Genomic DNA, 21,935 nt, shown 5'->3' on the forward strand with positions numbered 1-21,935 from the left:
CACTGATGCTATGTGCAACGAACCGGGGCGCGCAGTGCCGTCTCGCCTGGCGGTTGCCCTGCTTCGTTCGCCCTGCTCCGGCGTCCTACGCCCGCTCGACCAGGAGCGCGCTTCCTTGCCCCACCCCGACACACATCGTGGCCAGGCCTCGCCCCGCCCCCGTACGCCGCATCCGGTGGAGCAGCGTCGTCAGGATGCGGGCGCCCGAGCAGCCGAGGGGATGGCCGAGGGCGATGGCGCCGCCGCTCGGGTTGACCAGCTCGGGGTCGATGCCGAGTTCGTCGACGCAGGCCAGGGCCTGGGCCGCGAACGCCTCGTTGAACTCGGCCTCCTCCAGGTCGCCGATGCCCCAGCCGGCGCGGGCCAGGGCCTTGCGGGTGGCGGGGACCGGGCCGATGCCCATGACGTCGGGGTGGACGCCCGCGGATGCGCCGGCGACGTAGCGGCCCAGGGACTCCAGGTTCAGGTCGTTCAGGGCCTCCTCGCTGACCAGGAGGAGGCCGGCGGCGCCGTCGTTCATCGGGGAGGCGTTGCCCGCGGTGACCGTGCCGCCTTCCCGGAACACCGGCTTCAGCCGGGACAGCTTCTCGTACGAGGTGTCCTCGCGGACGCACTCGTCGGTGTCGACGACCACCCCGTCGGCGCGCTCCACCGGCAGGAGTTCGTCGTCGAAGTGGCCGTGTCTGCGGGCCAGGGCCGCCCTTTGATGGCTGCGCAGCGCGAAGTCGTCCTGGCGTTCGCGCGGGATGCCGTACCGCGCGGCGACCTCCTCCGCCGTCTCGCCCATGGGCAGCAGGCCGTGCAGGTCCCGCATCGCGGGGTTGACCAGGCGCCAGCCGAGGCGGGTGTCGGCGGTCTCGATACGGTGCGGCAGGGCTTCGTCGGGGCGGGGCAGGACGAAGGGGGCGCGGCTCATCGACTCGGAGCCGCCCGCGATGACGATGTCGGCCTCGCCGGCGGCGATGGTGCGGGCGGCCGTCATCACGGCCTCCAGACCCGAGGCGCAGAGGCGGTTGACCGTGGCGCCGGGCACCGAATCGGGCAGGCCGGCGAGCAGCGCGGCCATGCGGGCGACGTTGCGGTTGTCCTCGCCGGCCTGGTTGGCGGCGCCCCAGTAGACGTCGTCGACGCGGGCCGGGTCGAGCGTGGGCACGTCGGTGACCAGGGCGCGGACGACGGCAGCGGCGAGGTCGTCGGGGCGTACCGAGGAGAGGGATCCCCGCAGCTTGCCGATCGGGGTGCGGCGGGCGGCCGCGAAGTGGACGGTACGCACGAGGACTCCTCACACCACTTATTAATTAGCACCGCTAGTTTCGGACTATAGACCCTGGGCCGAGCTGCGGGGAAGGTTCCGGGGTCCGAGGGCCCTGGAGAGGCGTTATCGCAGGCCGGGACGGCCGGTTTCCACCGTTCCGCTTCGGGTTTGCGCCAGGGGGCCGGGGGCACCCGCGCGTTCATGGAGTGGTTGCGGAGCGCTGCCTGCGTCGACGAGGACCCCGAGCTGTTCTTCCCCGTGGGCACCACGGGACCCGCACTGCGGGACGTCGACGCCGCGAAACGGATCTGCGCGCGCTGTCCCGTCACCGACGACTGCCTGAGCTACGCGCTGAGCAACGGTCAGGCCTCCGGTGTGTGGGGCGGCACCTGCGAGGAGGAGCGCGACGCACTGCTCCGGACGACGAGGAAAGACGCGGGAAGGAGAAGCGCCCTATGACGGCTGTGCGCAGCACACTGCCCGACGAGGCCCGGAAGGCTGCCTGCGAGGCACTCCAGGACACGCTGGTGGATCTGCTCGGACTCTCGCTGACCGGGAAGCAGGCGCACTGGAACATCGTCGGACCGCGGTTCCGGTCGATCCACCTCCAGCTCGACGAGGTGGTCTCCGCCGCGCGGGACTTCGCCGACACGGTGGCGGAGCGGTCCGCGGCACTCGGCGTCCCGCCGGACGGCCGGCCCGAGACCATCGCCAAGACCTTCACCCTGCCCGCCCCCAAGGAGGGCTGGGTGCGTGACTCGGACGCCGTGCAGGTGATGGTGGAGTCGCTCCAGGACGCCATCGGCCGGCTGCGCGAGCGCATCGACGCGACCGAGAAGGCCGATCCGGTCACCCAGGACCTGCTGATCAGCATCACCGCCGAGCTGGAGAAGCAGCGGTGGATGTTCGACGCGGAGAACTTCCCCCGCGAGGGCTGACCGGGCACGAACGTACGGAAGGGGCACCTCATGACCGACGCCCTCGAACTCGACGCGCTGTGGGAGGACTTCCACCGCGTGGTGAACATGACCTCGCAGGAGCTCGCGGCCTGGCTGCGGACCCGGGACGCCGAGGAGGACACGGAGCCGCTGCCCGAGCAGGCGGGGACCGAGACCGGGCAGCACGTCCTGGCGATCCTCCAGAAGCGGCGCACCGATCTGACCGAGGACGACCTGCGGGTGATGCGGAACGTCGTGGACCGGGTCACCTCGCAGGTGGATCTGGAGAGCGAGCCGATCCCCGAGGTGACGGCCGAGGACACACGTCTCAGGCACCGGCTGATGACCGTCGGACACGATCCGCTGAAGGCGTAGCCGTGAACCGGCAGGAACGCGTCGTACGCGAACTCGTCGGCGCGCACGGCCGGACCTACGCGGACGAGGCGGGCATCCGCCTGAAGGACACCCCGCAGCCGCTGTACCGGCTGCTGGTGCTGTCCCATCTGCTCAGTGCCCGCATCCGCGGTTCGATCGCGCTGGCCACCGCCCGTGCCCTGCACGAGGCGGGGCTGCGCGATCCGCGCCGCATGGCCGAGGCGACCTGGCAGGAGCGGGTGGACGCGCTCGGCCGCGGCGGCTACCGGCGCTATGACGAGCGTACGGCCACCCAGCTCGGTGAGGGCGCCGAGCTGTTGAACGAACGGTGGGGCGGGGACCTGCGCCGGCTACGACGGGAGGCCGACGGCAAGGTCTCCGAACTGCGCAGTCTTCTCCAGGACTTCCCGGGGGTGGGACCGGCCGGCGCCGACATCTTCCTGCGCGAGGCGCAGGGCGTGTGGCCGGAGGCCGCCCCCTACCTGGACGCCAAGGCGCTGCAGGGCGCCGAGCGGCTGAAGCTGCCGGAGGACCCGGAGCGCCTGGCCGAACTGGCCGGGAGGACGGACCCGGCCGTGTTCGCCGCCGCGCTGGTGCGGGCGGCGGTGGACAGGGAAGTGACCGAGGACGCCCTGCGGCGGGCCGGGTGACGTCTCACCGGAGCAACCAGCCCCCGTCGAGGGTCAGTTCGACCGCGTTCACCGACCGGTTGCGCAGCAGGAAGTCGACCACTTCCGCCACATCCGCCATCGCGGCGAGCCGCCTGTGCGGCGTTCCACGCCAGAGTGCGGGGGCCCGGCCGGCCGGAGCGTGAGGCGTCCGCGGTCCGCCCGGGCCTCACCCGAACAGTCCGGTGCCGGTGGTGGGCCGCCCGTGCCGATGGTGCGCTGAGGACACGCGTCGCGTCACGTTCTCAGGAGGCCCTCGCGATGACCCGTGGTCCGTCCCGGCTTGTCCGCGCTCTCTCCTCCGCTCTGGCCGCGGGCTCCCTGCTGATCACCACCGCCTGCTCGGGCGACGGCGGTGAGGACGGTTCACGCGTCTCGGGCCTCACCGCGTCCCAGGCCGCGGGGAAGCGGCAGACCCCGTCCCCCTCGCCCACCGCCCCCCTCACCGAGAACGGCGCCCGGACCGCGCTGATCACCGAGGCGGACATCGAGGACGACTGGACCCAGGTGAAGGACACGGAAGCCGAGAAGTGGCACGACGGCCTGCTCATCGGCACGGTCGACGTCTCCGACTTCCTCACCGCCCGGGCCGACGCCGCCGACTGCCAGCGGCTCATGAACTCCCTCTTCGACGACGACCTGCTGGGCAAGCCGTCGGGAGCGAACGCGCTGCGCGGCTTCGAGCAGGGCGACTCGCGCCTGCTGCACCAGGTCGCGTCGTACGGCCGGACCGGCCCGCAGGAGTCCCTGGACTGGATGGCGACCCTGCCGGAGAAGTGCGACCAGTTCACCATGACCGAGGACGGCGAGCAGCGGACCGTCCAGGTCATCGAGACGTCGCTGCCCAGAGCGGGCGACACCCGTGAGGGCCTGCGCGTGACGGTGCAGGGCACCACCGGGGGCATGGCAGCCACGCTGACCCTGGACGTCGCCGCGGTACGTGTCGGCGACGACGCGATCACGGTCACGGCGGGCGGGCTCCACGGGGACGAGCACGACTCCCTCGAACAGGCGGTGCGGATCGGCACCCAGCGACTGAACGACGTGCTGGCCGGCAAGACCCCCTCCCCCGCCCCCAGCGAGGTCCAGTAGTCAGGCCGGTGGTGTTCTCCTCCGCAGCGCGCCGGCGGCCCCGCCGGCTCTGCCGATTCCCGGGACAGCGTGATCACCGGAGCGGCACAATGGGGCGGCGACGGCCGGCTCCGGTCGCTCGTGCGAGGAGAGGAAGAGACGTGAGTGAGAGCCACACCCCGACGAGCGGCTCGGCGCGGCTGAACACCGGTGTGGCGCACAACGCGCGCGTGTGGAACTACTGGATCGGCGGCAAGGACAACTACGAGGTCGACCAGCGGGTCGGCGAGCACGTCGCCGGCATGTTCCCGATCATCCGGGACATCGCCCGGGCGGACCGGGACTTCCTCGGCCGGGCCGTGTCGTTCCTGGCCGGTGAGCGCGGAGTGCGGCAGTTCCTCGACATCGGCACGGGACTGCCCACGGCGGACAACACGCACGAGATCGCCCAGCGGACAGCGCCCGACTCCCGGATCGTCTACGTCGACAACGACCCGATCGTGCTGGTGCACGCCCGCACCCTGCTGACCGGCAGCCGCGACGGCGTCACCGCCTACATCGACGCCGACGTGCACGACCCGGACGCCATCCTCGAGCGGGCAGGGCATACCCTCGACTTCACCCGGCCCGTCGCCGTGATGATGCTGGGCATCCTCAACTTCGTCCTGGACACCGAGAAGGCCCGGGAGATCGTGCGCCGGGTGATGGCCGCGGTGCCCTCCGGCAGCTGTCTGGTCCTCACCCACCCGACCTTCGACGACGAGCTCGGCGGCGCGGGCCAGATCCCCGCCATGAAGTTCTGGAACGAGAACGCCACGCCCCCGATCACCGCCCGCAGCGGCGCCGACATCGCCGCCTTCTTCGAGGGCCTCGAACTGCTGGAGCCGGGCATGGTGTCGTGCGGTCAGTGGCGTGCCGACGCGGACGCGTCCGTGCTGGTGCCGCAGTACGGCGCGGTGGCTGTCAAACCCTGACGCGGCTCTCACCTCTGCCTTCGCATCCGTCTTCGTCTCTGTCTTCGTCTCTGTCTTCGTTTTCGTCGAGGAGGGCGTATGACCACCCTGGCCGATCCGGTGCCGGGCGGCCGACCCGGTGACGTCGAGCGGGCCACCGCGCTGAGCGGCGAACTCTCCGGACGCGGCGTGCACGGCGTCGTGCTGTCCTACGTCGACACCGCGGGCATCGGCCGGGTGAAGACCGTCCCGACGGCCAGGCTGGCCTCCTCCGCGGCCTGGGGCGTCGGCATGTCCCCGGTGTTCGACACGTTCCTGGCGAACGACTCCATCGTCACCACGAACGTCCTCGGCTCCCCCGACGGCGACCTGCGCCTCTACCCGGACCTCGACCAGCTCGTGGTGCTGGCCGGGCAGCCCGGCTGGGCGTGGGCACCGGTCGACCGGATCACCCAGGACGGGGAGCGGCATCCGGGCTGCTCGCGCACGTTCCTGCGCCGGGTCGTCACCGAGGCGGCCGAGCGGCACGGCCTGAACTTCAAGGCGGCCGTGGAGGTGGAGTGGACCGTGGCCCGCGGCGACGCGCCCGGCGACACGTTCGTGCCCGCGACGACCGGTCCCGCGTACGGGGCCGCCCGGCAGGTCGAACTCGGGGGCTACACCGCCGACCTGCTGGCGGCGTGCGCGGCCCAGGGGCTCGACGTGGAGCAGGTCCATCCCGAGTACGCGGCCGGGCAGTTCGAGATCACGGTGGGTGCCGTCGATCCGGTGGCGGCGGCCGACCGCAGCGTGCTGGTGCGGCAGACCGTCCGGGCGGTGGCCCAACGGCACGGGCTGCGTGTCTCCTTCGCCCCGGCCGTCGTGGGTCAGGGCGTCGGCAACGGCGGGCACGTCCACCTCTCCGCCTGGCGCGACGGGGTCAATCTGCACTCCGGGGGCGAAGGCCGGTACGGCATGACGGCCGGGGCGGAGTCCTTCACGGCCGGCCTCCTCGCCCATATGCCCGGCCTCACGGCCGTGACGGCGCCGAGCCCCGCCAGCTATCTGCGGCTCAGACCCTCCCAGTGGGCGGGGGTGTTCACCGCCTGGGGCCGCGAGACCCGGGAGACCGCCCTGCGTGTCGTCACCGGCACCGCGGGCCTGCGCGACCAGGCGGCGAACCTGGAGATCAAGCCCGTCGACCTGGCCGCCAACCCCTACCTCGCGATCGGCTGTCTGATCACCGCCGGCCTCGACGGCCTGACGTCGTCCGCCGCCCTGCCGGAGGAGATCACCGGGGACCCGGCGCGGCTGACCGAGGCGGAGGCGGCAGCCCGTGGCGTACGTCGGCTGCCGGTGTCGCTGGAGCGGGCCGTGGAGGAGTTCCGGGCGGACGAGTCGTTGAGGGCGGCGCTCGGCCCGGTCCTGGCCGACGCGGTGATCGCCGTACGGCGGGGCGAGCTGGCGTCCGTGGCCGGGCTGGACGACGACCAGGTGGCGGCGGCCTACCGCTGGAAGTACTGACGTGGGCGCGGTCCGCGAGGCGCTCGACGCCCTGATGCTGGTCGATCACCACTGCCACGGCACGGTGACCGCCGACCTCGACCGCGCGGGTTTCGAGCCGCTCCTCACCGAAGGCGACGCCTGGCCCGGGATCTCCCCCTTCGACAGCCCCGTGGGCGTGGCCGTGCGCCGCCACTGCGCTCCCCTGCTGGACCTGCCGCGGCACGCGCCCGCCGAGGAGTATCTCGCCCGGCGCCTCGAACTGGGGTGGCGTGAGGTGCACCGGCGCTTCCTGCGGGCCACCGGCACGGACGTCTTCTGCGTCGACACCGGCTACTCCCCCGGCCGGCTGACCGCTCCGGGCGAGGTCGCCGAGGCGGCGGGCGGGTCGGCGTACGAGGTCGTACGGCTGGAGAGCGTCGCCGAGTCGGTACGGGAGGCGGGCGTGGAGCCGGACGCGTACCCGGACGCCTTCCGCGCGGCGGCCCTGGACGCCGTGCGGCGTCCGGGCGTGGTCGCCGTGAAGTCGGTGGCGGCCTACCGCACGGGCTTCGGCCTGGACCCGGCCCGCCCCTCGGACGCGGAGGTCACCGGGGCCGCCCGGCACTGGCTCCCCGGGGGCGGCCGCCTGGACGACCCCGTCCTGGTGCGGCACCTGCTGTGGACCGCCGTCGACCTCGGTCTGCCGCTCCAGCTGCACACCGGGTTCGGTGACAGCGACATCCGGCTGCACCGGGCCGACCCGGCCCTGCTCACGGACTGGCTGCACCTGACCACCGGGACGATCCCGGTCCTGCTGCTGCACTGCTGGCCCTACCAGCGTCAGGCCGCCTACCTGTCGGCGGTCTTCGAGCACGTGTACTTCGACGTCGGCCTCACCCTCCACCACGTCGGCCCCGCCCGGGCCGCGGCGGTCCTGGCGGAGGCCCTGGAGATCACACCGTTCCGCAAACTGCTGTACAGCTCCGACGCCTACGGTGTGGCCGAGTTCTACCACCTCGGTGCCCTCGCCTTCCGGCAGGGCCTGGCGGGACTGCTGCAGGAGCGGGTGGACGCCGACGAACTGTCCCCGCGGGACGCGCTGCGGTTCGCCCGGTGGGCCGGGCGGGACAATGCCGTCCGCGTCTACCGGCTGCCGGACGGCCCCCCGGGAGGCGGTTGAACGACGTGTGGCCGGTCACAGTTCTCCAGGAGCGGCTACCCAGGAAGTCCGAACGGCTGAAAGTATGATCAAGCAATGTCTGACATGACCGAAACCACGCCCGGCTGGCTGTCCTCCGACGAACTCGAGATGACGCGCGCCCGCATGCCGATCCTGTACGTGGAGGCCGTCCCGGTCCGCGTCGACGACAGCGGCGAAGTCACCAGCGTCGGCCTGCTGCTGCGCATCGGACCCGACGGTACGGTCAGCCGGACTCTGGTCTCCGGCCGTGTGCTGCACCACGAACGCGTCCGTGACGCCCTGCTGCGCCATCTGGAGAAGGACCTCGGCCCGGTCGCCCTGCCCCGCGTCCCGGCGTCGCTCCAGCCGTTCACGGTCGCGGAGTACTTCCCGACCCAGGGCATCACGCCGTATCACGATCCCCGCCAGCATGCCGTGTCCCTCGCCTACATCGTGCCGGTGACGGGCGACTGCCGGCCCCGGCAGGACGCGCTCGACCTGGTGTGGTTCAGCCCGCAGGAGGCGCTCTCGGAGGCCGTGCAGAGCGAGATGCCGGGGGGCCACGGGGTGCTGCTCAAGCAGGCGCTGGCGCACGCGGGTTGTGTGATCTAGGCGCCCCGGGGCGGTCACGAGGGGACCTCCGCCGATGCGGGTGCACGGCCATGAGCCGGAGGTGCTGCGTCGGCGCGACGACCTGGACGGCGGTGACCGACCCGACAGAGCAGCGGGCCTGCCGTTTCCGGCAGACCCGCTGATCGCTTCTGTCGGGACGACAGGATTTGAACCTGCGACCCCTTGACCCCCAGTCAAGTGCGCTACCAAGCTGCGCCACGTCCCGTTGCCCGTCTGACCTGGGGATTCCCCCGGCCGAACGCGCAGGGAAACAATACCGCACTCGCGCGGGTGATCGCGCATCTGTTTCCGGGCGGCCGACCGCGGCCGGAGCGCATCGCGGGCCTTCTCTCTCAGTCCACCGGGAGCCCCAGTCCGGGATGTGCTTCCAGGAGCCGGGGCGGGGCAGCCTGACGCCAGGAGTCGGCGAGGATGTCCCGCAACTCGTCCTCGTCCTCCAGCGCGTCGAGCCGGGCCCGCACCCAGGCGAACTGTGCCTCGTGACCGGCGATCCAGAACTTCTCCGGCTCGGCGAGCACCAGCTCGTCCCGCTCCTCCTTGGGGCAGCGCACGGCGATGGACGTCTCGTCCTCCGGCAGCGTCGCGAACATCTTTCCCGCGACCCGGAACGTGGGCATGCTCCAGGCGACCTTCTCGGTCGTGTCCGGCAGGGACAGGGCGATACGGCGTACGTCTTCGGCATCCGGCATGGCAGGCACGGTATCGGCTGCCACTGACAATCACCTGGTGAGAGTGCCTGCCGGTACCTGCTTGTAGTAGATCGTCGTCGGCCGCAGCTCTCCGGCGGGGCTCGCCGCGTAGTCGGGGATCGCTCCGATCGGCGTCCAGCCGGCGGACCGGTACAGGCGCTCCGCGGGACTGCCGGTCTCGGTGTCCAGGTGCAGCAGGGTGACCCCGGCGGATGCCGCCGCGTCCTCCGCGGTTGCCAGCAGTCGGCGGCCGAGGCCCCGGCCGCGGGCGTCCGGACGCACCATGAGCTTGACCAGTTCGGCGCGGTGACGGCTGTTGGCCTTGTCCGGGAAGGCCAGGCTCACGGTGCCCAGCACCCGGTGCCCGTCGTGCGCCGCCCACACGGCGAGCCGCCCCGCGGCCACGTCGGCGGCCCGCTGCTCCCACCAGGCGAGCGCCTCCGCGCGGCCGAGCGGGGCGAGGAAACCCACCGAGGCGCCACCGTTCACGGTCTCGGTCAGCAGGCCCGCCAACCCTCCGGCGTACTCGAGCAGCAGGGTCTCGTCCAGACGGATCACGGCCGCACCACCGCCAGCAGGTACCGCACACCCTCGGGAGCGGCACACCGGAACCGGGTCGGCCCCCACACCCGCATCCGCAGGCAGTCGCCGGTGGTGAGGTGATGTCCGGTGTCCTGTGCGGTCACGTCGAGGGCCCCCTCCAGGATCCAGATGTGCTGCTCCAGACCAGCCAGGGGTGGACGGTCGTAGGTGATGTCGGCGCCGGCGGTCAGGCGCCCCTCGACGAGTTCGCCGCGCAGCGAGGAGTGCGGTGGCGACACGGACCGCCGGACGAAGCCGGAGGCCTGGTCCTGCCACACGGGCTGGTGGGTGGCCCTGACCACGGGCTCCGGTTCGGCCTCGACCTCGCTGAGCAGCTGGGACATGGTCCGCCCGTAGACGGCGCACAGGCGGTTCAGGAGCGAGGCGGTAGGGCTGATCTCCGCCCTCTCGGCCCGGGACAGGGTGGACCGGCTGACCCCGCTGCGGTCGGCCAGCTCACCCAGGGACCAGCCGTGTTCGGCCCGCAGCCCGGCAAGCCGTGCGCCCAGCCGCGTGTCCACGGAATCCGCATCGTCGACTCTCATATCCGGGACGCTATCCCGTATTTGAAACGCCCAGGTTGCGGAGTTCTCACAGCGGCAGCGGCAGCGGCTGCGCCTGGGCGGCCCCGCTGAGCGCGTCCAGTACCGGGCGGATCAGCGGATGCTGCTCGGCTCCCCGGCGTACGGCGGCGAAGACGCGCCGGGTGGGGGCCGTGCCGTCGACAGGGCGGACGACCACTCCGGCGAGATCCATGCCGCGCAGCGCCGAGCGGGGCACCAGGGCGACGCCGGCATCGGCCGAGGCGAGGGCCACGACCGCGCGGAAATCGTCCGAGGAGTGCTCCATCCGAGGCTGGAAGCCGGCGTTCTCGCAGGCCAGGACCACCACGTCATGGCAGGGGTTGCCGGGGTACGGGCCGATCCACGGGTCCTTGGCCAGTTCGGCGAGCGGGACCTCCGCCGCGTCGGCCAGCCGGTGGCTGACCGGGACGACCGCGTCGAAGGGCTCGGCGTACAGCGGTACGTGGGCCAGTCGCGGGTCGTCGGCGGGCGGAGCGCCCCGGTACTCGACGGCGACGGCGACATCGACTTGGCGGTCCAGGACCATCGGCAGACTGGCGTCGCCCTCGGCGTCCTGGACGCGGATGCGGATACCCGGCGCCGACTCGGCGAGGCGGGCCACCGCGGGCGCCACGACCAGGGCGATACCGGTCGCGAAGGAGGCGACCGTGACCGTGCCGGCCGCGCCCGAACTGTAGGCGGCGAGCTCGGCCTCGGCCCGCTCCAGCTGGGCGAGGACCGCGTTGGTGTGGTTGAGCAGGATCTCGCCGGCGGGGGTGAGCCGCACGCCCTTGGCGCCGCGCTCGACGAGCCGGTGCCCGGTCTCCTGCTCCAGCGCGGCGAGCTGCTGGGAGACGGCCGACGGGGTCAGGTACAGCGCGGCGGCAGCCGCCGTCACCGTACGGTGGTCGGCCACCGCACGGAGGATGTGGAGCCGCCGCGCTTCGATCATGCGACCGATTCTCTCAGGTCGCCGGTGCCTCTCAGCCGGACAGCTCCGCCCGGGCGGCCACGAAGGCGTCGACCGCGCGGTGGACGTCGTCCGCCGAGTGGGCGGCCGACAGCTGGACGCGGATCCGGGCCTGTCCCTGCGGCACGACCGGGTAGGAGAAGCCGATCACGTAGACGCCGCGCTCCAGCAGCAGCTCCGCCATGCGCCCGGCGACCGCCGCGTCGCCGATCATCACGGGGGCGATGGGGTGGTCGCCGGGGAGGACGTCGAAGCCCTCCTCGGTCATGCGGCCACGGAACAGGGTCGTGTTCTCGGCGAGCCGGACGCGCAGGTCGTCCGCCGACTCCAGCAGGTCGAGCACCTTGAGCGAAGCCGCCGCGATCACCGGGGCGAGCGTGTTCGAGAAGAGGTACGGCCGGGAGCGCTGACGCAGCAGGGCGACGATCTCGGCGCGGGCGGCGACATAGCCGCCGGAGGCGCCGCCGAGGGCCTTGCCGAGGGTGCCGGTGATGATGTCGACGCGGTCCATGACGCCGTGCAGCTCGGGGGTGCCCCGGCCGCCGGGGCCGACGAAGCCGACGGCGTGCGAGTCGTCGACCATGACCATCGCGTCGTAGCGGTCGGCGAGGTCGCAGATCTCGCGCAGCGGGGCGACGTAGCCGTCCATGGAGAAGACGCCGTCGGTGACGATCAGACGGCGGCGCGCGTCGGAGGCCTCCTTGAGGCGGGCCTCCAGCTCGGCCAGGTCGCGGTTGGCGTACCGCAGGCGCCGGGCCTTGGAGAGCCGGATGCCGTCGATGATCGACGCGTGGTTGAGGGCGTCGGAGATGACCGCGTCCTCCGGGCCGAGCAGCGTCTCGAAGACGCCGCCGTTGGCGTCGAAGCAGGAGGAGTACAGGATCGTGTCCTCCTGGCCGAGGAACGCCGACAGCCGCGCCTCCAGCTCCTTGTGGACCTCCTGGGTGCCGCAGATGAAGCGGACGGAGGCCATGCCATAGCCCCAGCGGTCCAGGGCCTCGTGGGCGGCGGCGATCACCTCGGGGTGGTCGGCGAGACCGAGGTAGTTGTTGGCGCAGAAGTTGAGGACCTCGCCGGGGCGGCCGCCCGCGGTGACGTCGACGGTGGCGGACTGCGGGCTGCCGATGACGCGCTCGGGCTTGTGCAGACCGGCGGCGCGGATCTCGTCGAGGGTGGCGCGCAGGTCGTCGCGTACGGAGTCGAACATGGAAAGCTCCTGAGAATGCTCGCGGAAGTGGAGGGTCACGCGGTCCAGTCGAGGATGACCTTGCCGCCGCGGCCGCTCGCCGCGTCGGCGAACGCCGCCTCGAAGTCGCGGTGGCCGTACCGGCCGGTGATCACGGGGGCGAGGTCCAGGCCGCCTTCCAGCAGCACGGACATCGCGTACCAGGTCTCGAACATCTCGCGGCCGTAGATGCCCTTGACGGTGATCATCGAGGTGACGATCCGCGCCCAGTCGACGGCGAACTCCTCGGCGGGCAGGCCGAGCATCGCGATCCGGCCGCCGTGCGTCATGTTGGCGATCATGTCCCGCAGCGCCTCGGGGCGGCCGGACATCTCCAGGCCGATGTCGAAGCCCTCGCGCAGTCCGAGGGCGCGCTGTCCGTCGGCGATGCCGGCGTCCGAGACGTTCAGCGCGAGACTGACTCCGATCTTGCGGGCCAGTTCCAGCCGCTCCTCGCTGACATCGGTGATCACGACGTTGCGGGCGCCGGCGTGCCTGGCGACCGCGGCGGCCATCAGGCCGATGGGACCCGCGCCGGTGATCAGGACGTCCTCGCCCACGAGCGGGAAGGACAGCGCGGTGTGCACGGCGTTGCCGAACGGGTCGAAGATGGCGGCCACGTCGAGGTCGACGGGCACCCGGTGCACCCAGACGTTGCCGGCGGGCAGGGCGACGTACTCGGCGAACGCCCCGTCCCGGCCCACCCCCAGCCCCACGGTGGCCCGGCACAGGTGCCGTCGGCCGGCCAGGCAGTTGCGGCACTTTCCGCAGACCAGATGCCCCTCGCCGCTCACCAGGTCGCCGACGCCGATGTCGGTGACGTCCCGCCCGGTCTCCACGACCTCGCCGACGAACTCGTGCCCGATCACGAGCGGGGTGCGAATGGACTGCCGTGCCCAGCCGTCCCAGGCCCTGATGTGCAGGTCGGTGCCGCAGATACCGGTGCGCAGCACCTTGATCAGTACGTCGCCGGGCCCGACGGTGGGCTCCGGGACGTCCGCGAGCCACAGTCCGGGCTCCGCCTTCTGTTTGACCAGCGCCTTCACCGCTACGGCTCCTGGGGGTGAGTCCCGGCTCCGGGCATGCCGAAGGAGCCCGCGGGCCGGGAGGGGAGTGGAATCGCACAGCAATCTGCCGCACGCCGGCCGCCCCGGTCCATCGAGGTTTTCTTAAGCGCCGCCTCAGCTTTCCTTCACGCCCCCAGAAGGCACAGGGGAAACGCGGGCGTCAGTAGGGCAGCAGGCCGTCCCGGCCCTCCAGGTGCGGGACGAGTTGGGCGGCGTGCTGCTTGATGGCGGTCAGGCCCGGTTTTCCCCATGGCCGGGGTTCGACGTCGGCGACGCTGACCGTGCCCAGCACGAGGCCCGTGCCGTCGACGAGTGGCGCCCCGAGATAGGAACGGATGCCGAACTCGTCGACCACCGGATTGCCCGCGAACCGCGGGTAGTCGCGAACGTCCTCCAGGACAAGTGCCTTGCGGCGCGCCACCACGTGGGGGCAGAAACCATGGTCGCGGGGCAGGGCCCGGCCGAACCGCGGGCGGGTGCCGTCGCTTCGCACGACCGGCGCGACGGCCGGGACGTGCAGGCCCGCGTAGAACTGCCCCTGTTCGTGCGGGAAGTTGACCATGGCGTAGGGCGCCCCGGTGAGCTCGGCGAGGCGGTGGGCGAAGGCGTCGAGCGCGGGTTCGGGGCGCTCCCCGAGGCCCAGTCCGCGCAGGCGGCGAAGACGCGCGGGAGCCTCCTTGTCCTCGGGGGTGAGCAGCAGACGACCGGCCGGGCGGGGCGGGTCGTAGCTCATGGGCGTACTCCTGCGCTGTAGACAAGTGTCATATATGGGCTCCCTGGGCGGTGTTGGGATGTCACATGTGGGCGCCGTACCCCGTCGTGGGGGCGGGCGTGTGGGCGATGAGGTGGCGCACGAGGGTCAGCAGGGTCTGGACTCCCGAACTGGAGATCCGGGCGTCGCAGCAGACGACGGGGATGTCCTCGGTCAGATCGAGGGCGGCTCGCACCTCCTCGGGGTCGTAGCGGTAGGCGCCGTCGAACTCGTTGACGGCCACGATGAATTCGAGACCGCGCTGCTCGAAGAAGTCGACGGCCGCGAAGCACTCCTGCAGGCGGCGGGTGTCGGCGAGGATGACCGCCCCGAGCGCGCCGGCGCACAACTCGTCCCACATGAACCAGAACCGCTCCTGGCCGGGGGTGCCGAACAGGTAGAGCACGTGTTCCCGGTCGAGCGTGATACGGCCGAAGTCCATGGCCACGGTCGTCTCGACCTTGTTCTCGATGCCGTCGAGGTTGTCGGTCGCGGCACTGACGGTGGTGAGCAGCTCCTCCGTGCTGAGCGGCGCGATCTCGCTGACCGCGCCGACGAAGGTCGTCTTGCCCACGCCGAACCCGCCCGCCACCAGGATCTTCAGTGCGGTGGGGAACGGGTCTGAGCCGTGGCCGGGCCCGTCGGCGTAGTCAGAGCTGTCGTCGTAGTCCATCGAGCACTGCCTCCAGAAGGGCCCGGTCCGTCGGGTTGTGGTGGAACGCGGGGGGCTTGGTGGTCAGCGCCCCGCAGTCGACGAGGTCCGCCAGCAGCACCTTGGTGACGGCCACCGGCAGTTTCAGATGTGCGGCGATCTCGGCGACCGGGACGGGCGCGCGGCACAGGTCGAGCGCCTGCGCGTGCTCGGGGCCGAGATAGCCGAGGGGGGTCGCCCCGGTGGCCATCAGCTGCGACATCAGGTCGAGCGCGACGGTCGGACGGGTACGGCCGTTGCTGACCGTGAACGGGCGCACCAGCCGCCCGGCCGCGTCGTCGAGCCAGGGCCCGTCGCCGGCCGCCGCCACGCTCAAGGCCTCATCGCCGGGGATTCGACGGACTGCTGGCGGGGAGCGGTCACCAGGTACGGTCGGACGCTCTTGACCAGCATCGCCATCTCGTAGCCGAGCACCGCCGCGTCGGCGTCGCGGCCGGCGAGCACGGCCAGACAGGTGCCGGAGCCGGCCGTGGTGACGAACAGCAGCGTCGAGTCGAGTTCGACCACGACCTGCCGTACGTCGCCGCCGTCGCCGAAGCGGACGCCGGCGCTGCGGCCGAGGGAGTACAGGCCGGATGCCAGGGCGGCCATGTGGTCGGCGCTGTCCGGGTCGAGGCCGTGCACGGACTTCACGAGTCCGTCGCACGACAGGAGTACGGCGGCGGTCGTGTGCGGTACGCGCTGCACGAGACCGCTCATCAGCCAGTCGAGATCGGATACGTGGGCGGTCGGCGCATCGCTCGCCATGGTGGATCGACTCCTTGGGGTACGAAGGTCTGTGGGAGCGCTGGGGGTGGAACGGGGGGTGGAGCTGTGTGTGGGACGGGCAACGGGAGTGGTCATCCGGCGGGTGTGCTCCCGTCGTGCCGGGTGCCGGTGTGGTCGGACGAGGACCGCTCGGTGGGGAGCGAGTCGAGGTGTATCGGCGGCACGGACGTCCGGTCGCTGTGCGCGGACTCCATGTGCGCTGGCTCCATGTGCGCTGGCTCTGTGTGTGCCGCCTGCGCGTCGCCCCACGCCGTGTTCTCGTTCTCCAGGTGCTGCTGGGCCTCGGCGAGGCTGATGCCGCGCTGGAAGGCCGCCATCAGACCGGGGTCGTGGCCCACGAGGTGATCGGATTCCTGGCGGGGCGCCGGGCCGTCACGCAACTGGGGCGCGATGTGCTCCTGGGCGCGGCGGCGGGGCAGTTGGGGCTTACCCATGGTGCCGCGCACGGCGTGGTTGCGGGGGGCGGGGGGCCCGGTCACGTGCTCGGCGAGGACCTGCCGGTCGTCGGGCCGGATGCCGGGCCTCGCCTCGGCCGGGTTGGGACGCTCCCTGCGGGTGCCGCGCACGGGCAGGGGCGCGGGCCGGCCGTTGGTCGGGGTTTCCTCCGGGGCCCGTTGGGCTTCCTGCCGGTACTCAGCGGGTGCGGCCGTTGCCGCGAGCGGGGCCGACGACGGTGAGCCGGACGCGGGCACCGACGCGGACGGAAAGTGGAGCACGGGCGCCATGGGGGACTCGGGGGCGACCCCGAGCGGCCCGTCCGGCCTGGCACCCTCCTGGCGCCCCTGACCGTGCTGCCCGTGCGGCCCGTCATGCCCGGGCTGCCCGTCACGCTCAGGCTGCCCGAGCTGCCGCACCACCGGATGTTCCGAACCCGTCGCCCCGCCCTCCGGCAGGCCAGCCCCGCCCCCGGACTCCGCCTGCGCCTCCGATCCCAGCAGCGCCTGCGGCACGACGAGCACCGCCTGCACACCGCCGTAGATGTTGGTCTGGAGGCGGACGGTGATGCCGTGCCGCCGGGCCAGCTGCGAGACGACGAACAGCCCGATGCGGCCGTCCGCGAGGAGCCGCGCGACGTTCACCTGGTCGGGGTCGGCGAGCAGCGCGTTCATCCGTGTCTGCTCCTCCAGGGGCATGCCGAGTCCCCGGTCCTCGACCTCGACGGCGAGCCCGGAGGTGACGAGGTTGGCGCGCAGCAGGACCTGGGTGTGCGGGGCGGAGAACAGCGTGGCGTTCTCGACGAGTTCGGCCAGCAGGTGGATGACGTCGGCCACGGCGTGCCCGCGCAGGGTGCCGTCGATCGGCGGCACCAGCTTGACCCGGGAGTACTGCTCGACCTCGGCGATGGCCGAGCGCAGCACCTCGGTCATGGGGACCGGGTTGCTCCACTGACGGCGGGAGGCCGCTCCGCCGAGCACGGCGAGGTTCTCGGCGTGGCGGCGGATGCGGGTGGCGAGGTGGTCGACGTGGAAGAGGCCCTTGAGCAGCTCGGGGTCCTCCATCTCGTTCTCGAGCTCGTCGAGAAGGGAGATCTCCCGGTGCACCAGTGACTGCAGGCGCCGGGCGAGATTGACGAAAACGTCGAGCTTCTGCTCGCTTCCCGTCTGGCTGGAGAGCTGCGAGGCCTGGACGACGGCGGTGACGGCGCTGTCGTGCGCACCGGCCAGGTCGGCGGCGAGGAGTTCGACGTCGTCGGCGTCCTCAGCGGTGCCGCCGGGCGGGTTCCGGGGGCTGTGCTGTGGCGGTCCGTCGCCGCGGCGCAGTGTCTCGACCAGGGCACGCAGATCGGCCTCGCGCCGCGCGGTGGTGCGGCGCAGGACGCCGATGCGGTCGTGCAGGGACCTGGCGGCGCGGTTGGCGGCCACCGCCGCGACGACGATGCCGACCAGGGTCACCGAGACCGCCCCGGCGAGCACGGCCCACAGCGTGAGGCCGGGGCGCACTCCGGTGGACCGGACGGCGAAGAGGACGGCCGCACAGCCGCTGAGGGCGACGGCGACGGGTGGCAGCACGGCGATCCGCAGCAGCTGGGGCCCTATGTGGGTCTCGGGCAGCGCGAGCGCGGTGCGGGCGGCCGGGCGCCCGTGCCGCCCGCCCTCACGGCGGTCTGTACGGGCGGCCTGAGCACGGAGGTGAGCCATCGATGTCCTCGTACTGGTCCGTCGGGCCTGGGTGCCAAGGGGGCTTGCGATGGTGCGGCCGGGCTCACGCGGCCGCTTCCGCACCCCCCGAGCCGACCGCGGCGCCCCGCCTCGCTCGCGCGCCGCCCCGGCGCGGCCGGACTCCGTCTGTGCCCCGGGGCCGGATTCCATGGCGGTGTCCGGCTCGGCGTCGGTGGTGCGCGGACAGCGGGGATCCCCCTCGCGTCGACTCCCTGGTCCGCCTTGCGCCTGCACGTGCCGGTCCCCACTCCCTGGTCCGTCTGTTTCCCGACGGCCACTGACAGTAGTCGCCAGCGCATCATGTGCGGTGGGCAGTTGACAAACTCATACGGCAAGCGTCCTGCTCTGGTATGAGGTCTCGCACGACAGACCGATATCCCCCTCACACAGCCGACCGTCAACGAAAACAGTTCGATACGACCTGGTCAGAAGCGGTCACACACAGAAGGCGAGGGCCGGGGAGCCCCTCGCTCCCCGGCCCTCGCCGTCCGCCCGTCGACCGCTCCGGGTCAGCTCGCCGGGAACGTCTCCGTGCCCTCCGCACCCCGGCCCGTCCTTCGACTTTCATCACTCACCGTATCGGCCTGGGCCACGGCTGCGGCGTCAGAGGCGGTCTTGATCGCCGCGTCGGCCAGGGCTTCCCCAGCCGGAAAGCCACCCACCGGGGCGAGGGCCACCCCGCGCCACCACGGCTCGGACGGCACGGTCCCGGCCGTGGGCTCGAAAGGCTCGCCGGGGCGGGGCAGGGCGATCCGGGACCCCATCGCACCGGCGGCCGCGATCGTCCCCTCGCCGGGCTCCGCCCACGGGTGCGTGGCCAGGTTGAACGTGGCCCAGTGGATCGGCAGCATCAGGCCGTGCTCCGGCCCGCCCTGGAGGTCGAGGTGGGCGCGCATACCCTCCTCGGGCGTCATGTGGATGTCGGGCCAGAAGTCGGAGTACGCGCCGATCTGGATCATCGTGGCGTCGAACGGCCCGTGCTCGGCGCCGATCTCTCTGAAGCCCTCGAAGTAGCCGGTGTCGCCACTGTGGTAGATCCGGTGCTGCTCACCGGCGACGGCCCAGGAGGACCACAGGGTGTGCTGGGTGTTGCGCAGTCCTCGGCCGCAGAAGTGCCGGGCGGGAGTGGCGGTCAGGGCGACGCCGTCGATCTTCGTGGTCTCGTGCCAGTCCAGTTCGCGCAGCCGGCTCTCGGCCACGCCCCAGTGCTCGAAGTGCGCCCCGACGCCGAGCGGCACGGCGAACAGCGTGTCCGTGCCGGCCAGGGCCTTGATGGTGGGCATGTCCAGGTGGTCGTAGTGGTCGTGCGAGATGACCACGACGTCGACCGGGCCGAGCGCGGCCAGCGGCAGCGGCACCGGGTGCAGCCGCTTGGGGCCCGCGAAGGAGAACGGGGAGCAGCGCTCGCCCCACACCGGGTCGAACAAGACCCGTTTGCCGTCGATCTCGGCGAGCACGCTGGAGTGCCCCAGCCAGGTCAGTCGCAGCCCCGTGGCCGGGGGCCGGGCGAGGTCGGCGAGCGTGGTGGCGTGCACCGGCACCGTGCCCTTCGGGGAACGCCGGGGCCGGGTCTCCTTGTCGAAGAAGACCTTCGCGAAGTCCAGGGTCGAGCCCGCGGGCCGCGTGCGCGCGGGGCCGCCGGGGTTCTGGAAGACCCCGTCCTTGAAATGGGGCGATCTGCGGATGCGCGCCATGCGCTCACCGCCTGGGTCCGCGCCGAACGCCCCGGGCCGCAGCGCACGGAGCCCGGAGCTCAGGGAACGGAAACCGGCCACGGTACCTCCAGGTGGAGTCGGTCAGGCTTTCCATTATGGTCGGCCCCTCCGACAACACCGGGGACAGGTGTCCCACCGAAGGCCTCGAAGGGTCATACTGACCGGCGATTCAGTAACCCGGCGAAGGAGCCCCGCATGGCCGACCCCCTGTTGTCCCTCACGTGGACCGACCATCTCACCGGCCACCAGGGCTTCCTGGTCGTCGACCGGCTGGTGCGCGGCGTCGCCAGCGGCGGTCTGCGGATGCGGGCGGGATGCACCCTGGAGGAGGTCACCGGCCTGGCCCGTGGCATGACCATGAAAGAGGCCCTGCACTACGACCCCGACAGCCGCTACATCCCGCTCGGCGGCGCCAAGGGCGGCATCGACTGCGACCCGAGGGATCCCGAGGCATACCCGCTGCTGGTGCGCTACCTGCGCGCCATGCGACCCCACATCGAGAACATGTGGACGACCGGCGAGGACCTCGGCCTCACCCAGGACCTGGTGGACCGGGCCGCGGCCGAGGCAGGGCTGGTCTCCTCCATCCAGGCCGTGTATCCGCTGCTCGACGACGAGGCCGAGGCGCGGCGGCGCCTCCGGGACGCTTTCGCCGTCGAGGTGGACGGCATCGGGCTGGACGAGCTGGCCGGCGGCTGCGGTGTGGCCGAGGCGGTCCTCACCACTCTCGACCGAGCCGGCGTGCCGTACGCGGGGACACGGGTCGCCCTCCAGGGGCTCGGCACCATGGGCGGGGCCACCGCACGCTTCCTCGCACGCGCGGGGCTCACCGTCGTGGCTGTGGCGGACATCAAGGGCACGATCGCCAATCCCGCGGGCCTCGACGTCGAGGCGCTGCTCACCGCGCGGGACGCCCATGGCACCGTGGACCGCTCCCGCCTGCGGCCCGGCGACCGCGAACTGCCGGGCGAGGACTGGCTGTCGGCCGACGCGGACGTCCTGGTGCCCGCGGCCGTCTCGTACGCGATCGACGCCGGCAACCAGGAGCGGATCACCGCCCGCTGGGTCGTCGAGGCGGCCAACATGCCCGTACGGCCCGAGGCCGAGCGGCTGCTGACCGAACGCGGGGTGACCGTGCTGCCGGACGTCGTGGTCAACTCCGGGACGAACGCCTGGTGGTGGTGGTCGCTGTTCGGGGACATCGGCGCCGACGCGGAGGAGGCGTTTACGCACATCCGCCGCTCGATGCGGGCCCTGGCCGAGCGGATGCTGGTCCGTGCGCAGGCCGACGGCACCACACCACGGGCCGCCGCCCACGCGATCGTCGCGGACCGGCTGCCGGAGCTGGCGGACCGGTTCGGCTGGTATCGCTGAGGCGCCGCCCGGACTGTGCCGGACCGGCCGGATCGCCCCGTCAAGGGGCCGCTCGCACGTGTGTAGGGTGACGGCGTGACGAGGGTCCGGTTGAGCGTGGCGGAACGGCGGGAGGAGCTGCTGCGCGCCGCCGTCGCGCAGATCGAGTCCCGGGGTGTGGCGGCGGTCAGGATCGCCGACGTGGCCTCGGCGCTGGGTGTGAGCAACGCCCTGGTGCTCTATCACTTCTCGACGAAGGAGCAGCTGGTCGCCGCCGCGTTCCGGCATGCAGCCGAGGGCGACCTCGCACATCTGCGCAAACTGCTCGGCCGCCGCACGACGGCGCTGCGCCGACTGCGATCGGCCGTACGCTGGTACGCCCCGAGCGGCCAGGCCAAGGGCTGGCGGCTGTGGATCGAGGGCTGGGCGGCGGCACTGCGCGAGCCCGCGCTGCGGGAGGTCACCCAGGACCTCGACAGGCAGTGGAAGGCGGCCCTCGCGGAGGTCATCGCGGAGGGCGTGGCCGCCGGCGAGTTCCACTGCCCCGACCCGCACGGGACGGCCCTGCGTCTCACGGCCCTTCTCGACGGCCTGGCCGTCCAGCTGACGTCCTACGAGGGCGCGGTGGCGCGGGCGCGGGCGCAGGAGTGGGTGGAGGAGGCCCTCTCTCGTGAACTGTGTCTGGAGTCCCACATGTTGACTTGACCCACCCGGCGTTGGTGCTGGGGCGGGGCGTTGCGCAACCCGGCGCTGCGGGGTGCCGCTGCGCCCACCCTCCCCCAAGCTCTCGGCTTCGCTCGAGCAGGGGGGACCCCCATCGCCCCAGCGGCACGACTGCCCGCAG

General features: G+C 72.3%; 24 protein-coding genes and 1 tRNA gene. 11 read left to right on the forward strand and 14 right to left on the reverse strand.

The genetic code is table 11. The features are described 5' to 3' along the window. Positions 1 to 85: 85 nt before the first annotated feature. A complete protein-coding gene (locus IE97_RS0132425) occupies positions 86 to 1,273 on the reverse strand; it encodes a thiolase family protein (RefSeq protein ID WP_030248497.1) in 1,188 nt (395 codons plus the stop codon). A 183-nt stretch (positions 1,274 to 1,456) separates the two neighbouring features. Between IE97_RS0132425 and IE97_RS0132430 the strand changes: the two genes are divergently transcribed. From IE97_RS0132430 to IE97_RS0132475, 9 genes are all read left to right on the forward strand, one after another. Next, positions 1,457 to 1,714, forward strand: coding sequence for a WhiB family transcriptional regulator (locus IE97_RS0132430; protein ID WP_030248499.1), 258 nt, complete (start codon positions 1,457 to 1,459; stop codon positions 1,712 to 1,714). After that, positions 1,711 to 2,193: a Dps family protein gene (locus IE97_RS0132435; protein ID WP_030248502.1), complete on the forward strand. Its 483-nt coding sequence runs from the start codon at positions 1,711 to 1,713 to the stop codon at positions 2,191 to 2,193. The genes IE97_RS0132430 and IE97_RS0132435 overlap by 4 nt, the downstream gene beginning before the upstream one ends. A 30-nt stretch (positions 2,194 to 2,223) precedes the next feature. Continuing rightward, on the forward strand, positions 2,224 to 2,568 hold the full coding sequence (locus tag IE97_RS0132440) for a DUF3140 domain-containing protein (RefSeq protein ID WP_030248505.1): 345 nt from the start codon (positions 2,224 to 2,226) through the stop codon (positions 2,566 to 2,568). Between the two features lie 2 nt (positions 2,569 to 2,570). Continuing rightward, positions 2,571 to 3,218 (forward strand): endonuclease, encoded by a 648-nt coding sequence (locus IE97_RS0132445; RefSeq protein ID WP_030248507.1) that lies wholly within the window; start codon positions 2,571 to 2,573, stop codon positions 3,216 to 3,218. A 279-nt stretch (positions 3,219 to 3,497) separates the two neighbouring features. Further along, positions 3,498 to 4,328, forward strand: coding sequence for a hypothetical protein (locus tag IE97_RS0132455; RefSeq protein WP_030248508.1), 831 nt, complete (start codon positions 3,498 to 3,500; stop codon positions 4,326 to 4,328). Positions 4,329 to 4,468: 140 nt separating this feature from the next. Further along, the gene (locus tag IE97_RS0132460; RefSeq protein WP_030248510.1) at positions 4,469 to 5,281 is read left to right on the forward strand and encodes an SAM-dependent methyltransferase; all 813 of its coding nucleotides are present in this window, start codon (positions 4,469 to 4,471) and stop codon (positions 5,279 to 5,281) included. A gap of 78 nt (positions 5,282 to 5,359) precedes the next feature. Next, positions 5,360 to 6,763, forward strand: coding sequence for a glutamine synthetase family protein (locus IE97_RS0132465; protein ID WP_030248512.1), 1,404 nt, complete (start codon positions 5,360 to 5,362; stop codon positions 6,761 to 6,763). 34 nt (positions 6,764 to 6,797) lie between these two features. Continuing rightward, positions 6,798 to 7,904, forward strand: coding sequence for an amidohydrolase family protein (locus IE97_RS0132470; protein WP_051705211.1), 1,107 nt, complete (start codon positions 6,798 to 6,800; stop codon positions 7,902 to 7,904). Positions 7,905 to 7,988: 84 nt separating this feature from the next. Then, entirely contained in the window at positions 7,989 to 8,516 is a 528-nt protein-coding gene (locus IE97_RS0132475) for an NUDIX hydrolase family protein (protein ID WP_030248517.1), read from the forward strand. A gap of 152 nt (positions 8,517 to 8,668) precedes the next feature. Here the strand turns inward: IE97_RS0132475 and IE97_RS0132480 are convergent. From IE97_RS0132480 to IE97_RS0132540, 13 genes are all read right to left on the reverse strand, one after another. Continuing rightward, positions 8,669 to 8,742, reverse strand: a tRNA-Pro gene (locus IE97_RS0132480). A gap of 127 nt (positions 8,743 to 8,869) precedes the next feature. Further along, positions 8,870 to 9,226, reverse strand: a complete 357-nt coding sequence (locus IE97_RS0132485; protein ID WP_030248519.1) for an MmcQ/YjbR family DNA-binding protein — start codon at positions 9,224 to 9,226, stop codon at positions 8,870 to 8,872. 30 nt (positions 9,227 to 9,256) lie between these two features. Continuing rightward, positions 9,257 to 9,784: a GNAT family N-acetyltransferase gene (locus IE97_RS0132490; protein WP_030248522.1), complete on the reverse strand. Its 528-nt coding sequence runs from the start codon at positions 9,782 to 9,784 to the stop codon at positions 9,257 to 9,259. Beyond that, entirely contained in the window at positions 9,781 to 10,353 is a 573-nt protein-coding gene (locus IE97_RS0132495) for a helix-turn-helix domain-containing protein (protein ID WP_030248524.1), read from the reverse strand. Before IE97_RS0132495 ends, IE97_RS0132490 begins: the two co-directional genes overlap by 4 nt. A 46-nt stretch (positions 10,354 to 10,399) precedes the next feature. Next, positions 10,400 to 11,323, reverse strand: coding sequence for a LysR family transcriptional regulator (locus IE97_RS0132500; RefSeq protein WP_030248526.1), 924 nt, complete (start codon positions 11,321 to 11,323; stop codon positions 10,400 to 10,402). 31 nt (positions 11,324 to 11,354) lie between these two features. After that, on the reverse strand, positions 11,355 to 12,548 hold the full coding sequence (locus tag IE97_RS0132505) for a glycine C-acetyltransferase (RefSeq protein WP_030248529.1): 1,194 nt from the start codon (positions 12,546 to 12,548) through the stop codon (positions 11,355 to 11,357). A gap of 35 nt (positions 12,549 to 12,583) precedes the next feature. Further along, positions 12,584 to 13,612 (reverse strand): L-threonine 3-dehydrogenase, encoded by a 1,029-nt coding sequence (tdh, locus tag IE97_RS0132510; RefSeq protein WP_030248532.1) that lies wholly within the window; start codon positions 13,610 to 13,612, stop codon positions 12,584 to 12,586. 181 nt (positions 13,613 to 13,793) lie between these two features. Next, positions 13,794 to 14,366 carry a GAF domain-containing protein gene (locus tag IE97_RS0132515; RefSeq protein ID WP_030248535.1) on the reverse strand — a complete coding sequence of 191 codons (573 nt, stop codon included), beginning with the start codon at positions 14,364 to 14,366 and terminating at the stop codon, positions 13,794 to 13,796. A gap of 61 nt (positions 14,367 to 14,427) precedes the next feature. Beyond that, positions 14,428 to 15,057 carry a GTP-binding protein gene (locus tag IE97_RS0132520; RefSeq protein WP_030248538.1) on the reverse strand — a complete coding sequence of 210 codons (630 nt, stop codon included), beginning with the start codon at positions 15,055 to 15,057 and terminating at the stop codon, positions 14,428 to 14,430. Beyond that, complete coding sequence (locus IE97_RS0132525; protein ID WP_030248540.1) at positions 15,035 to 15,406, reverse strand: DUF742 domain-containing protein; 372 nt, start codon at positions 15,404 to 15,406, stop codon at positions 15,035 to 15,037. The genes IE97_RS0132520 and IE97_RS0132525 overlap by 23 nt, the downstream gene beginning before the upstream one ends. A 2-nt stretch (positions 15,407 to 15,408) precedes the next feature. Next, a complete protein-coding gene (locus tag IE97_RS0132530) occupies positions 15,409 to 15,843 on the reverse strand; it encodes a roadblock/LC7 domain-containing protein (protein ID WP_030248543.1) in 435 nt (144 codons plus the stop codon). Positions 15,844 to 15,935: 92 nt separating this feature from the next. Further along, entirely contained in the window at positions 15,936 to 18,002 is a 2,067-nt protein-coding gene (locus IE97_RS0132535) for an ATP-binding protein (protein ID WP_030248546.1), read from the reverse strand. A 530-nt stretch (positions 18,003 to 18,532) separates the two neighbouring features. Next, positions 18,533 to 19,798, reverse strand: a complete 1,266-nt coding sequence (locus IE97_RS0132540; protein WP_030248548.1) for an MBL fold metallo-hydrolase — start codon at positions 19,796 to 19,798, stop codon at positions 18,533 to 18,535. A gap of 135 nt (positions 19,799 to 19,933) precedes the next feature. Here IE97_RS0132540 and IE97_RS0132545 point away from each other — a divergent pair, with 135 nt between their 5' ends. After that, the gene (locus IE97_RS0132545; protein WP_030248551.1) at positions 19,934 to 21,112 is read left to right on the forward strand and encodes a glutamate dehydrogenase; all 1,179 of its coding nucleotides are present in this window, start codon (positions 19,934 to 19,936) and stop codon (positions 21,110 to 21,112) included. 75 nt (positions 21,113 to 21,187) lie between these two features. Beyond that, on the forward strand, positions 21,188 to 21,796 hold the full coding sequence (locus tag IE97_RS0132550) for a TetR/AcrR family transcriptional regulator (protein ID WP_030248554.1): 609 nt from the start codon (positions 21,188 to 21,190) through the stop codon (positions 21,794 to 21,796). The last annotated feature ends 139 nt before the right edge of the window (positions 21,797 to 21,935 follow it).

The organism is Streptomyces sp. NRRL S-455, from assembly GCF_000717875.1.
In the GTDB taxonomy this organism is placed as follows: domain Bacteria; phylum Actinomycetota; class Actinomycetes; order Streptomycetales; family Streptomycetaceae; genus Streptomyces.

What these genes read in the sequence shown, in the direction of transcription:
- IE97_RS0132430 (WP_030248499.1), top strand. Translation starts at nt 1,457, where the DNA reads ATGGAGTGGTTGCGGAGCGCTGCCTGCGTCGACGAGGACCCCGAGCTG.
- IE97_RS0132435 (WP_030248502.1), top strand. Translation starts at nt 1,711, where the DNA reads ATGACGGCTGTGCGCAGCACACTGCCCGACGAGGCCCGGAAGGCTGCC.
- IE97_RS0132440 (WP_030248505.1), top strand. Translation starts at nt 2,224, where the DNA reads ATGACCGACGCCCTCGAACTCGACGCGCTGTGGGAGGACTTCCACCGC.
- IE97_RS0132455 (WP_030248508.1), top strand. Translation starts at nt 3,498, where the DNA reads ATGACCCGTGGTCCGTCCCGGCTTGTCCGCGCTCTCTCCTCCGCTCTG.
- IE97_RS0132465 (WP_030248512.1), top strand. Translation starts at nt 5,360, where the DNA reads ATGACCACCCTGGCCGATCCGGTGCCGGGCGGCCGACCCGGTGACGTC.
- IE97_RS0132470 (WP_051705211.1), top strand. Translation starts at nt 6,798, where the DNA reads ATGCTGGTCGATCACCACTGCCACGGCACGGTGACCGCCGACCTCGAC.
- IE97_RS0132475 (WP_030248517.1), top strand. Translation starts at nt 7,989, where the DNA reads ATGACCGAAACCACGCCCGGCTGGCTGTCCTCCGACGAACTCGAGATG.
- IE97_RS0132485 (WP_030248519.1), bottom strand. Translation starts at nt 9,226, where the DNA reads ATGCCGGATGCCGAAGACGTACGCCGTATCGCCCTGTCCCTGCCGGAC.
- IE97_RS0132495 (WP_030248524.1), bottom strand. Translation starts at nt 10,353, where the DNA reads ATGAGAGTCGACGATGCGGATTCCGTGGACACGCGGCTGGGCGCACGG.
- IE97_RS0132500 (WP_030248526.1), bottom strand. Translation starts at nt 11,323, where the DNA reads ATGATCGAAGCGCGGCGGCTCCACATCCTCCGTGCGGTGGCCGACCAC.
- IE97_RS0132505 (WP_030248529.1), bottom strand. Translation starts at nt 12,548, where the DNA reads ATGTTCGACTCCGTACGCGACGACCTGCGCGCCACCCTCGACGAGATC.
- IE97_RS0132515 (WP_030248535.1), bottom strand. Translation starts at nt 14,366, where the DNA reads ATGAGCTACGACCCGCCCCGCCCGGCCGGTCGTCTGCTGCTCACCCCC.
- IE97_RS0132520 (WP_030248538.1), bottom strand. Translation starts at nt 15,057, where the DNA reads ATGGACTACGACGACAGCTCTGACTACGCCGACGGGCCCGGCCACGGC.
- IE97_RS0132530 (WP_030248543.1), bottom strand. Translation starts at nt 15,843, where the DNA reads ATGGCGAGCGATGCGCCGACCGCCCACGTATCCGATCTCGACTGGCTG.
- IE97_RS0132535 (WP_030248546.1), bottom strand. Translation starts at nt 18,002, where the DNA reads ATGGCTCACCTCCGTGCTCAGGCCGCCCGTACAGACCGCCGTGAGGGC.
- IE97_RS0132545 (WP_030248551.1), top strand. Translation starts at nt 19,934, where the DNA reads ATGGCCGACCCCCTGTTGTCCCTCACGTGGACCGACCATCTCACCGGC.